Below are 12884 nucleotides of genomic sequence, written 5' to 3'. Positions count from 1 at the left end.
TATGGAAACAATAAAACTCATAAATCAAACACATTAATCCTTCGGTAAATTAAAATTACTGAAACAATAAATTTAAGTAATATGAAAATTATTATATTTTCAATTTAGTAGAATAAAATGTGATCCAAAACTCAAACAACGTATCTTTTCATATTCAAAATTCTGAAATCTGACTAGGATGGGCTGGTTATTACTTCACTCTATGAATTATCTCATCATAAAAGTAATCATTCTGTTAGTACCAATTTCCGTTATTTACTACTCCTGCCATAGAAAGGAGAAAAGGCATGAAGAAAAAATCAATAAATCAAAAGGATGTTGATAATCTTATTAGATTAGTCGGAGGGCAGGAGAATATTGCCTCCGTAACCCATTGTATCACCAGGCTCAGATTTGTTCTTAATACCCCGGAAAACGCTGATGCTAAGGCCATTGAAGAGTTACCAATGGTGAAAGGCTGTTTCACTAACGCCGGGCAATTTCAGGTCGTCATCGGAACGAATGTCGATATTTATTATAAAGCTCTGCTTGCCGCAACCGGGAAGCAGTCAGCAAATAAAGAAGAAGTTAAGCAGGCTGCACGACAAAATATGAAATGGTATGAAAATGCAATTTCACATTTTGCTGAGATCTTCTTCCCATTATTGCCAGCCCTTATCAGTGGCGGTCTGATATTAGGCCTTCGAAATCTGATCGGCGGCATTCCATTTAGTGACGGAAAATCTCTTGCCGATATATATCCAATCTGGCAAACCATCTATAATTTCCTCTGGCTTATCGGTGAAGCCATATTTTTCTATCTCCCTGTCGGGATCTGCTGGTCTGCCGTTAAAAAAATGGGTGGAACGCCCATTCTGGGGATTATTCTGGGGATCACGTTAGTCTCGCCACAATTAATGAATGCCTATCAACTTGGGCAACAAATCCCAGAAGTCTGGAATTTCGGCTGGTTTACCATCTCCAAAGTAGGTTATCAGGCACAGGTTATTCCTTCTCTGATGGCTGGGTTAGCCTTAGGCTGGATTGAAATACGCCTGAAGAAACTGGTGCCGGATTATCTTTATCTGGTGGTTGTTCCGGTTGTTTCCCTGCTGCTGGCCGTTTTCCTTGCCCATGCAATCATCGGCCCGATTGGGCGTTCAATCGGTGATGGTGTGGCCTGGTGCGTCAAAGGGCTGATGACCGGCAGTTTTGCTCCAATCGGTGCTGCCTTATTTGGCTTCTTCTATGCTCCTCTGGTGATTACCGGTGTACATCAGACGACGCTGGCGATTGACCTGCAAATGATCCAAAGCACGGGCGGAACCCCTATCTGGCCGATTATTGCCCTGTCTAATATTGCTCAGGGTTCCGCTGTTATCGGCATCATCTGGGCAAGTAAAAAACAAAATGAGCGGGAGCTTTCCGTTCCTGCGGCAATTTCAGCCTACCTCGGCGTTACTGAACCAGCCATGTATGGTATTAACCTGAAATACCGTTACCCGATGTTCTGCGCAATGATTGGTACGAGTCTGGCGGGTTTGTTATGTGGGCTAAACCACGTGACTTCCAATGGTATCGGGGTGGGAGGTATACCGGGTATTCTGTCCATCAAACCTCAATTCTGGATGATCTACCTTCTCGCTATGCTGATTGTGATTATTGTCCCAATGGCACTGACTGTGCTGATGTATCGCAGGAACGAACGCAAAGAAGAATTGATCAACAATGAAGCCGCGGGTTAATAGGATATAGTTTTATAAGGTATTGTTATGACTGAACAACAACCCTGGTGGTTAGACAGCGCTATCTACCAGATTTATCCAAAAAGTTTTCAGGATAGTACAGGAAATGGTACTGGTGATATTAACGGGATCACCCAACGTCTGGATTATTTACAGCACCTCGGAGTAGGTGCTATCTGGATCACCCCTATTTATCCATCTCCACAGGTGGATAATGGTTATGATGTTGCCGACTACTGCGCAATTAATCCTGAATATGGCACGATGGAAGATTTTGATAATCTGGTGGAGAATGCCCATCGCCGTGGCATTCGCATCATTTTAGATATGGTTTTCAACCATACTTCAACGGAACATCCGTGGTTTAAGGCCGCGCAGGACGCAAATAATCCTTACCGTCAGTTTTACATCTGGAAAGAAGGTGGCGGGCAGGATAATCCCCCTAATCACTGGAAATCCAAGTTTGGCGGCAACGCGTGGCAATGGCATGCAGCAAGCCAGCAGTATTACCTCCACCTGTTTGCCGTCGAACAGGCTGATCTGAACTGGGAACATGAACCCGTTCGCGCTGAGCTGAAAAAAGTCTGTGAATTCTGGGCTGACCGCGGTGTTGATGGACTGCGGCTGGATGTCATTAATCTTGTCTCAAAACAGCAGGACTATCCTGATGATGATCATAGTGATGGGCGTCGTTTTTATACCGATGGCCCACGTATACACGAGTTTTTGCAGGAAATGAGCCGTGATGTTTTCCAGCCTAAAGCGTTAATGACTGTCGGTGAAATGTCTTCTACAAGCCTTGAACATTGTGTCCGTTATAGCGCGTTAAGTGGGAATGCACTCTCCATGACATTCAATTTTCATCACCTGAAAGTTGATTACCCGAATGGGGAAAAATGGACACATGCGAAACCAGATTATATTGAACTGAAAAAGATTTTCTCAGTCTGGCAGCAAGGGATGCATCAGAAAGCATGGAATGCTCTTTTCTGGTGTAATCACGATCAACCCCGCATTGTGTCCCGATTCGGGGATGAAAACCAGCACCATAAAGCATCTGCCAAAATGTTAGCCATGGTGCTGCACGGAATGCAGGGAACACCTTATATCTATCAAGGTGAAGAGCTTGGTATGACCAATCCTCACTTTAAGCGCATTGAAGAATATCGGGATATTGAAAGCCTGAATATGTATCAGGAACGCATCGAACAAGGCATGTCTTCAGAAGAAATACTGACAATTCTGGCGCAAAAATCCCGTGATAATAGCCGAACGCCAATGCAATGGGATAACACTGACAATGCTGGTTTTACCGCTGGAACTCCGTGGATAGCGACCAGCGATAATTATCGTGAAATCAATGCAGAATCCGTATTACAGGACAAAGATTCTGTATTCTACTGCTATCAGGATTTAATTCAGTTAAGAAAAACACAGCCTATACTGACTTATGGTGATTATCTGGATCTTTTACCTGAGCACCCTTCTCTGTGGTGCTATCTGCGACGCTGGCAGGATCAGACTTTACTGGTTATTGCCAATCTTAGTGATGAAACACAGCATTGGTCACCAGAGTCTGAACTTACACAAAAAGAGTGGCAGGTATTAATCAGTAATTATCCATCACCCGTCACAGTGGAAAAAGAAATTAAGATCAAACCTTATGAGTCGGTTTATTTAATTTCAACATAGCAATATTATTTATGCATCTTGATAATGCATAATACATTGTTTACATGCCACTTAAAACATCATGCCTCACAGAATAAAAGTGAGGCATGATATAAATTAAAAATAAAACTAATAAATAAATCATCATACTCCCACCAGAAAAAATAAATTTCCAGATAAAACTTTACCTTTATTAATCCCTGCTATACTTAAAATGAAAAATCATATATCTATTTTAAAAATCACAATTTTGTTGGTGGATTTTTCACCATATTAATAATCTCCCCGAAAGTATGACTTTAAAATACGACACAGATAATAAAAAGGTAATAAAAATGGAATCATTAAAAAAATACATATCATATATTTTATATTTAAGCATCATGCTTATTGCAGGCTGTTCATTAACCAAAGACAATACATTTTCACATATTCACAAAAAAGCGATGGGGAAGCACATTGATAAACCATCTGTATATTCTGCATATTATAATATGTACATGTTAAATGCCAGTAAGACTGCTGTGGTTAAAATTAAACGTGATCAAGATGAATGTATGTATAATGCCGGGCCAGAAGATGAATTTACTTTATCTCGTTATGAGGAAAAAAACTTCAATTTAGAAGATGATGATAATATATTTCATAATTGCAATGCATCAGCTAAATGGGTGACATGGAATATTGAATATGATGCACCAAACGGAGAACAAAAATATTGTAGTGTAAAATTACTAACAGACTATCTCGATATGGAAGATGGATGGAGAACTTATTTTTATCCAACACCGGGGACAAACTGTCAGGTTCCGGTTAACTTTGTTTGTGATGATAGTGAGTCAAATTGTCGTGATGGTTATATCAGTCATGATTCGTCTGTAAACGCTCTGGTGATAACCGAATAATTTATATATGAATTAAGATGATTTATATATAATTGAGTTAGCACATTCTATATATCTAAACTCAACGATGATGAACACAAAACTATGATGGCACAGCCTGAAAACCTGTGCCATACTTATTCCGATTACCTATTCGTCGGAGTATCTTGCTATGTGTTATGCAAAATATTTAACCTGTCTTGGTATCAGTTGTCTGGTTTTCTCTTCTGCCATACAAGCCGAATCCCCCACATTTCAATTATCTCAGAATCAGCAAAAATACCTTCAACAACAAATTGATAAACAAGTTATCGATAAATCAGCACTAAAAGATATAAATAAGTGGTCAGATGCTAAAAAAATCGCTGAATTTATTTGCCGTCCTTTTGCTTTACCTATTATTCAACAACATCACAAAGATGCCGATAAAGTTTTCCTTGGTGATGTATCACCAGATAGCATCAAATTAATGAGTTCCTCAGAATTAGTCGGGGCTGGTATGTATCGGACCGATAATGGCTGGAAAAATATTCAGTTCTCCTGCAAACTCGATGCAACCGGTAAACCACAATCCTTCAATTATGAAGATGCCAAAGTACCCAAATTACCAATGGGGCCGGGGCCTGTCGTTCCTCCGGATAAGGAAAAATAATGCGGTATATGCTGTTTTTATTATTCCTGCTGTCGCCACTCAGCCTCGCAGCCAGCTTTGATTGTGCAAAAGCCAAAGCCCCTGATGAAAAGGCAATTTGTGCCAGCCAGAAGCTGAATGATTTGGATGTAGAGATGAGTGTGAAGTATCACTTCCTACGCGGATTATTTGCAATGGGTGTATCAGGAGAGATGTATAATAGCCAGCAGGCATGGCTGAAACAGCGTCAGCAATGTGGAGCTAATATATCCTGCCTGACCAATAGTTATCGCCAGCGAATTAATCAATTGGATACGCTTTATAACTCAATAGAGAAACCTATCTAAAATCAGATTTATTATTTAAAACTTTTTATTAAGCCAGCATTTAAATTTGCTGGCTTTTTATTTCCCCTGCCACTTAATTTATTCTGTCATTTGATTTTATTTTTTATTCTTATAACACCACTTCGCAGATCACTGATATAAAAAGAACACTATTATTCAAAGAAAAATGCGGCTTTTAAATTTAACTCACGATATCTTATCCCCGTCTTTCAACAACAACTCCTTGGGACATCGGTATTACCCAATTACACTAATACTAATAAGGTGCTCATTATGACTAATCCATTATTAGATTTTTCTGGACTACCAAAATTCGCTTCTATTAAAGCAGAACATGTTGTACCCGCGGTGAAAGAAATGCTGGCTAAATATCGTCAGGTAATTGAGAAAGTGGTGAACGAAAATAGTCAATTTACCTGGGATAATTTATGTCAGCCAATCTCTGAGGCAAGGAATCAGTTTGAGCGCGTCTGGTCTCCTGTATCTCATCTCAATTCCGTCAAAAATACACCGGAATTCCGGGTGGCTTATGAACAATGCCTGCCAATGAATTCTGAGTTCTCGACCTGGATGGGTCAACACAAAGGGCTATATCAGGCTTATAAGTCACTGAAAGAAAGTCCTGAGTTTGAAAAACTGTCTCAGCCGCAGCGTAAGGCTGTAGAAGATAAGCTGCTTGATTTCACTCTATCCGGCATTGCATTACCGGAAGAGAAACAAAAACGCTACGGTGAAATCACGGCTCGCTTGTCTGAGCTGAGCGCCCGCTTCGGTAACAATGTGCTGGATGCCACAATGGGTTGGACAAAGCTCGTCACCGATGTCTGCGATCTGTCTGGTTTACCTGAAAACATAAAAAGTTCAGCCAAAGCTGCCGCTAAAGCGAAAGATTTAAAAGGCTGGTTACTGACGCTGGATCCGCCAGTCTACAGTGCAGTGATGAGCTATGCAGATGACTGTGAGCTGCGTGAAGAAGTCTATACCGCTTATATGACCCGTGCTTCTGATCAGGGTATGGATGCCTGTAAGTGGGACAATAACCCAATTATGGAAGAAATTCTCGCGCTGCGTCATGAACTTGCTCTGCTGTTAGGCTTTAAAAACTACGCTGAAAATTCTCTCGCAACCAAAATGGCGAAGACAACTAAGGAAGTGCTCGATTTCTTAAACGGTCTGGTTGACCGCGCCCATGGACAGGGGGAAAGGGAGATGGAAGAACTTTGCGAGTTTGCCCAATCCCACTACTGTGTTGATGAGCTGGAAAGCTGGGATGTAAGGTATTACAGCGAAAAACAAAAACAGCACGATTTCTCTTTTGATGAAGAGCAACTGCGTGCTTACTTCCCGGAAAAACGCGCCATTGAAGGGTTGTTCGAAGTTGTTCGCCGCATTTATGGCATTACCGCCAAAGAGCGTAACGATGTAGAAATCTGGAATTCTGATGTCCGTTTCTTTGAGCTTCATAATGATAAAGGAGAACTGCTTGGTAGTTTCTATATGGATCTCTATGCCCGCGCAGGTAAAAAAGGCGGAGCATGGCAAAGCAGCTATGTTGACAGAATGCGCCTTGCTTCCGACGAGTTGCAGAAACCCGTTGCTTTCATTAACTGTAACTTCAGTGGGCCTGTAGGTGGTAAACCCGCGCTGTTTACACATTCTGAAGTTTCAACGCTGTTCCACGAATTTGGACACGGTCTGCAAACACTGCTGACTACGATTGAAACTCTGGATGTTGCCGGTACTAACGGCGTACCGTGGGATACGGTAGAGTGTCCGAGCCAGATTATGGAGAACTGGTGTTGGGAAGCGGAAGCACTGGAATTTATCTCCGGTCATTACGAGACAAATGCACCTCTGCCGAAAGAAATGCTGGATAATATGCTGGAAGCGAAAAATTATCAGGCAGCAATGAAGATGCTACGACAATTAGAGTTTGGCCTGTTTGATTTCCGTTTACATGTTGAATATGACCCGGAAGAAGACGCTCAGATCCTGCCGATACTGGAGTCAGTGAAAGAGCATGTTGCTGTCGTTCCGTCATCAGACTGGGAGCGCTTCCCGAACTCTTTCAGCCACATCTTTAACGGTGGCTATGCAGCGGGCTATTACAGCTATATGTGGGCTGATGTACTGGCAGCAGATGCTTATTCACGCTTCTCTGAAGAGGGTATTTTCAACCGCACAACCGGTCAGTCATTCCTTGATGATTATCTGGGGCGTGGTGGTTCAGAAGACCCTCTGACACTGTTTATCCGCTTCCGTGGCCGCGAACCAAAACTGGATGCACTTCTGAAAAGGCTGGGCATTACCGGATAATTATTTGTTTAATCAATAATAAGGCGCTGATAGCAGTGCCTTATTTCAGTTATGAATAAATATGATCCGCACCCTATATTCAGATCACCATTATTGGATAAATTACTTTCTATCTAATATACCCGTCGCCTTTCAAGCTGCCTCTTTGTTGGCTACGTTCACGCACCCCGGTCACATAGTTTTCTATGCTCCCGGGGATGTGTTCCTTCGCCACCGCGATGCAACTCGAAATCCATAGGGTATAGATTCAGTCGGTTAATAACATAATTAAAAAATAGGTTTTAAAGATAATTTTTCATATAAAATTTATCAATGAGCCAGCACAGTCATCTGCTGGCTTTTTTATGATGACTATTTTACCTGTGTTGCCACCCAAAACAGGTCGCATTGACTCTATCAATAAAATGTTACTATTATGACAAAAATACACGAAATAGACCATATTTTTGCTACAATAGTAGCAAAAATAGCAATAGAGGTATTCGTATGTTTTCTCTCTACACCGCCTATGATGTGCAACATGAATTAAAAGATTTTATCAAGCGGCAACGGAAACAACAAAAATCGTCTGTTGAAGAGTTAGCCAACCGTTCCGGCGTACCTTATAGCACTATCAGGAAATTTGAGCGTACCGGTAATATTTCATTACGACAGTTCCTCATGTTATTGGAAGCAGTGGACGGACTGCATTCCCTGCATGAGCTCACTAAAGAACGTCCGCGTGAACCAACCACCATTGCTGAGGTACTGAAAAATGCTTAATACTCCTCTGAATGTCAGGAGAAAATTATCCGATGGCAACAACGTGCTAGTCGGGCAATTAGCAGAGAATAAAACAGGGGTTTATTTTCAATATGATGAAACCTATCTTACAGCTCATCCTAAATCTCTTTCTCCATTTTTGATTAACGCGGATACTTCATTACAAAAAGCCCCAAAAGAACCTCATTATGGGTTACATGGCGTGTTTGGTGACAGCCTGCCCGATGGCTGGGGGCTGTATTTAATGGACCGTGTGTTTCGGGAAAATGGCTATAATCCCAAAATGGTGACAGCATTGGAACGACTGGCGTATCTTGGTGAGCGGTGCTCTGGAGCGCTTTATTATGAACCTGCTACGCACGCTTTCAGTCCAGATGAAAGAGATATCGATATTATTACGCTTGGCAAAGAAGCCGTTAAAGAATTTGAAGGTATAGACTCTCATTTTCTGCATTCTCTGATAGATGCCAGTGGTTCAGGTGGTGCTCGTCCCAAGCTCAATGTGACAAAATGTACAGATGGTCGATTTTCAACCCGGACTGATGCCATTGGGGAAAAGCTGATTATCAAACTAACCTCTGCGCAATTTTCTTTGAAATACTCGGAAAGCCTTGTTGAATATGCCTATATGAAAATGGCCAGAAATATTGGGATCGAAGTACCTGATTTCGAATTACTGGATGTGGGAAATGGTCACTTCTGGTTACAACAAACACGGTTTGATTGTTGCCCGGGGCAAGGTCGCTATCACATGATTTCAGCGTGTGGACTGCTGGATGCACCTTTCCGGGAGCCTTCTTTGGATTATGTTGACTTAGTTAAAGTCACAAGACATTTATGTGGTGTACAGGAAGCTAAGAAACTAGTGAAACGTGCTCTATTTAATTATCTGACCGTCAATCAGGATGATCACGCCAAAAATTTTGCTTATTTGGCTGACGATGCTGACAACTGGCGTATTTCACCATTTTATGATGTTGTGTATATGCCATCTCCTTATGGTGAACATATGACTTCATTTAATGGTAATGGCAAAATAATTACTTCTTCTGCATTAGAACAATTGGCAGGGCAGGCTGGATTTTCTTCTATTAATCCGTTAATAAACATGCTCGAAGAAATTTATGCTGAAACACGCCGTTTTCCGGTAATTGCTCATGAGTTAGGCATTGATAATACCGTAGTGACAACCATTGCCCTGCATATGGAGCAGAAATGGCTGGATCTAAAACTATGACATTAGCGGCATACGAAACTAAGCATTGAACTCACGCTATTTTATCCCCATCTATCACCCATACCCCATAATGGGATATCAGGCTGAGAACAGCTTATACCCCTATACAAAGATAAGGCGCTCATTATGACTAACCCGTTACTGACATCTTCAGTATTGCCTAAGTTCGCTGACATTAAACCTGAACATGTCGTTCCTGCCGTAAAAGAAACGCTGGCAAACTACCGTCAGGTCATTGAGAAAATTTTAACTGAGAACTCCGCTTTTACCTGGGATAGTCTGTGCCAGCCGCTTTCTGAAGAGCAAGATAAACTTTCCCGTATGTGGTCACCAGTCGGGCACCTGAATTCAGTCAAAAATAGCCCAGAGCTTCGTGAAGCCTATGAACAAAGCCTGCCTCTGCTCTCCGAATTCAGCACCTGGCTTGGGCAGCATAAAGGGCTATATCAGGCTTATAAATCACTAAAAGAGAGTGAGATTTTTAATTCACTGTCCCAGCCACAACGCAAGTCTATCGAAGATACTCTGCGTGATTTTGAGTTATCCGGCATTGGTCTACCGGAAGAAAAACAGAAACGTTACGGTGAAATTGCAGCCCGTATGTCAGAGCTGGGTTCCCAGTTCGGCAATAACGTACTGGATGCCACGATGGGCTGGACGAAACTCATTACTGATGAAAACGATCTGGCTGGTTTACCTGAAAGTGCCAAAGCTGCTGCCAAAGCCGCCGCAGAAGCCAAAGAGCAGGAAGGCTGGTTACTGACGCTGAATATGCCAAGCTATCTTCCCGTCATGGCGTATGCTGATAACCGTGAACTGCGTCAGGAAATGTATTACGCCTACACGACTCGAGCGTCTGATCAAGGGCCAGATGCCGGGAAATGGGACAATAACGCTATTATGGCGGAAATGCTGGCATTACGGCATGAACTCGCTCAATTGCTGGGTTTCGCAAGCTATGCAGAAAAATCCCTTGCCACCAAAATGGCGAAAAATCCTCAGCAGGTACTCGATTTCCTGAATGATCTGGCTAACCGTGCGCATGGTCAGGGCAAGAAAGAGCTGGAAGAGCTGACAAACTTTGCTCATTCACATTACGGTGTTGATAAGCTGGAAGCCTGGGATGTCACCTACTACAGCGAAAAACAGAAACAGCATCATTTCTCCATTGATGATGAGCAACTGCGCCCTTATTTCCCTGAACAACGTGCCGTTGAAGGTTTGTTCGAAGTTGTTCGCCGCATTTATGGCATCACTGCCAAAGAGCGTAACGATGTAGAAACCTGGCATTCTGATGTTCGTTTCTTCGAGCTGTATGATGAAAAAGGGGAACTGCGCGGTAGCTTCTATCTGGATCTCTATGCCCGTGAGCATAAGCGTGGTGGCGCATGGATGGATGACTGCACCGGCAGAATGCGTTTTGCTTCCGGTGAATTGCAGAAACCTGTTGCTTACCTGACCTGTAATTTCAATAAGCCAGTGGGTGACAAACCGGCTCTGTTTACTCACGATGAAGTGATAACGCTGTTCCATGAATTTGGTCACGGCCTGCATCATATGCTGACCGAAATCGAAACACTGGATGTTGCCGGCATTAACGGTGTTCCGTGGGATGCGGTAGAACAGCCAAGTCAGTTTATGGAAAACTGGTGCTGGGAGCCGGAAGCACTGGCGTTTATCTCCGGTCATTACGAGACGAATGAACCTCTGCCACAGGAAATGCTGGATAACATGCTGGCAGCGAAGAATTATCAGTCCGCGATGTTTATCCTGCGTCAGCTGGAGTTTGGTCTGTTCGATTTCCGCCTGCATGCTGAATATGATCCGGCAAAAGGCGCTCAAATCCTGCCAACGCTGTACTCCGTGAAAGAACAGGTTTCTGTTGTGCCATCACCAGAGTGGAACCGTTTCCCTAACTCTTTCAGCCATATTTTTAATGGTGGCTATGCCGCAGGCTATTACAGCTATTTGTGGGCTGATGTACTGGCAGCAGATTCCTACTCCCGCTTCTCCGAAGAAGGTATTTTCAGCCGTACAACCGGTCAGTCATTCCTCGACAATATCCTGTCCCGTGGCGGTTCTGAAGATCCAATGACGCTGTTCATCCGCTTCCGTGGCCGCGAACCAAAATTGGATGCCATGCTGAAAAGTGCTGGGATCACGGGATAATTTGTGTGGAAACTCGCGTGAAAATTTGTTTAATTTGCGAACAGGGCGCTGATAGCAGCGCCTTATCTTATTTGGCTGAACGCTGGGGTCTGGTACACGATGAAGCTTCCGTTATGGCCCTGGTTCTGACTCCCGAGCGGCTGGAACTGCGTAAACTCGATGAGCCGAAGCTGGGCGGAATTTATGTTGATTTCGTGACCGGAACCATGGCACATCGCCGCCGCTTTGGAGGCGGACGCGGTGAAGCCGTTGCGAAAGCAGTCGGCATCAAGAAAGATTATTTACCCACAGTCGTTGATGCCACAGCAGGGCTAGGAAGGGATGCTTTTGTTCTGGCCTCAATCGGTTGCCATGTCAGAATGCTGGAACGCAATCCGGTCGTTGCGGCATTGCTGGATGACGGGCTACAGCGCGGTTATCAGGATGAAGAAATCGGCGAGTGGCTGAAGGAACGCATGACCTTAATCCACGCTTCAAGTATTACCGCTCTGACAGATATCACTCCGCAACCGGATGTGGTTTATCTTGACCCGATGTATCCGCATCGACAAAAAAGTGCTCTGGTCAAAAAAGAAATGCGTGTATTCCAGTCTCTCGTAGGTGCTGATGAAGATGCTGATGCGCTGTTAGGACCAGCCCGTACTCTGGCAAAGCGCCGCGTTGTAGTGAAACGACCTGATTACGCCGAACCAATGGCAGGAGTGAAAGCATCCGCCGCCATTACTACCAAAAACCACCGGTTTGATATTTATCCTTGTTGATGACACACCACCATCCCCATTAAATATATTTATTTTTCAGGTATTCATACCTGAAAAATAAATACTCCACAGTTATGTTTTAAATAAGAAATAAAACAGTATATAAATTGTTATGCTTTTGTTTAGCGTTCGTATAAATAACTAACTCTATACTCCGGAAGTCATCACTCTTTTAGATATGACATCTCATTTGAAAAATAAGGAGATACCATGAGCAAATTACAACGTGAAATAGCAGAAAATAAATCTCAAATAGTCAATTCAGATAAAAATAAAACTCAGCGAAAAGAACTCGTTGATGGTCTATTAGATACAGTTTCCGGTGGCTGGGTGAATGCCTTTGGAAATTGGAGTAAGTCTCTGTAATAATCATAAAATAAAT

At 42.9% G+C, this 12884-nt stretch carries 11 protein-coding genes; all 11 read left to right on the top strand.

The window, feature by feature from the left end:
• The first annotated feature begins 287 nt into the window (after positions 1 to 287).
• Positions 288 to 1724 carry a PTS trehalose transporter subunit IIBC gene (gene treB / locus AACX38_RS04765; protein ID WP_099120403.1) on the top strand — a complete coding sequence of 479 codons (1437 nt, stop codon included), beginning with the start codon at positions 288 to 290 and terminating at the stop codon, positions 1722 to 1724.
• Positions 1725 to 1751: 27 nt separating this feature from the next.
• Positions 1752 to 3416, top strand: a complete 1665-nt coding sequence (gene treC / locus AACX38_RS04760; protein ID WP_228863657.1) for an alpha,alpha-phosphotrehalase — start codon at positions 1752 to 1754, stop codon at positions 3414 to 3416.
• Between the two features lie 314 nt (positions 3417 to 3730).
• On the top strand, positions 3731 to 4300 hold the full coding sequence (locus AACX38_RS04755; protein ID WP_228863656.1) for a hypothetical protein: 570 nt from the start codon (positions 3731 to 3733) through the stop codon (positions 4298 to 4300).
• 151 nt (positions 4301 to 4451) lie between these two features.
• Positions 4452 to 4931, top strand: coding sequence for a hypothetical protein (locus AACX38_RS04750; protein WP_228863655.1), 480 nt, complete (start codon positions 4452 to 4454; stop codon positions 4929 to 4931).
• The gene (locus tag AACX38_RS04745) at positions 4931 to 5257 is read left to right on the top strand and encodes a lysozyme inhibitor LprI family protein (protein WP_099124907.1); all 327 of its coding nucleotides are present in this window, start codon (positions 4931 to 4933) and stop codon (positions 5255 to 5257) included. The genes AACX38_RS04750 and AACX38_RS04745 overlap by 1 nt, the downstream gene beginning before the upstream one ends.
• A 273-nt stretch (positions 5258 to 5530) precedes the next feature.
• Positions 5531 to 7573, top strand: coding sequence for an oligopeptidase A (gene prlC, locus AACX38_RS04740; RefSeq protein ID WP_228863654.1), 2043 nt, complete (start codon positions 5531 to 5533; stop codon positions 7571 to 7573).
• A 486-nt stretch (positions 7574 to 8059) separates the two neighbouring features.
• Complete coding sequence (locus AACX38_RS04735; RefSeq protein ID WP_099120409.1) at positions 8060 to 8335, top strand: helix-turn-helix domain-containing protein; 276 nt, start codon at positions 8060 to 8062, stop codon at positions 8333 to 8335.
• Positions 8328 to 9572, top strand: a complete 1245-nt coding sequence (locus AACX38_RS04730) for a type II toxin-antitoxin system HipA family toxin (RefSeq protein ID WP_228863653.1) — start codon at positions 8328 to 8330, stop codon at positions 9570 to 9572. The genes AACX38_RS04735 and AACX38_RS04730 overlap by 8 nt, the downstream gene beginning before the upstream one ends.
• Before the next feature lie 126 nt (positions 9573 to 9698).
• Entirely contained in the window at positions 9699 to 11741 is a 2043-nt protein-coding gene (prlC, locus tag AACX38_RS04725; protein ID WP_228863652.1) for an oligopeptidase A, read from the top strand.
• A 17-nt stretch (positions 11742 to 11758) separates the two neighbouring features.
• Positions 11759 to 12502 (top strand): 16S rRNA (guanine(1516)-N(2))-methyltransferase RsmJ, encoded by a 744-nt coding sequence (gene rsmJ / locus AACX38_RS04720; RefSeq protein WP_228863651.1) that lies wholly within the window; start codon positions 11759 to 11761, stop codon positions 12500 to 12502.
• Between the two features lie 210 nt (positions 12503 to 12712).
• Positions 12713 to 12868, top strand: a complete 156-nt coding sequence (xyeA, locus tag AACX38_RS04715; protein WP_099120413.1) for a XyeA family cyclophane-containing RiPP triceptide — start codon at positions 12713 to 12715, stop codon at positions 12866 to 12868.
• Positions 12869 to 12884: the final 16 nt, after the last annotated feature.

Origin of the sequence: Xenorhabdus sp. PB30.3 (assembly GCF_963895965.1) — a bacterium.
GTDB lineage: Bacteria > Pseudomonadota > Gammaproteobacteria > Enterobacterales > Enterobacteriaceae > Xenorhabdus > Xenorhabdus stockiae.
The sequence above is the reverse complement of the archived record's forward strand: the minus strand, read 5'-3'. Positions and strand labels throughout refer to the sequence as shown.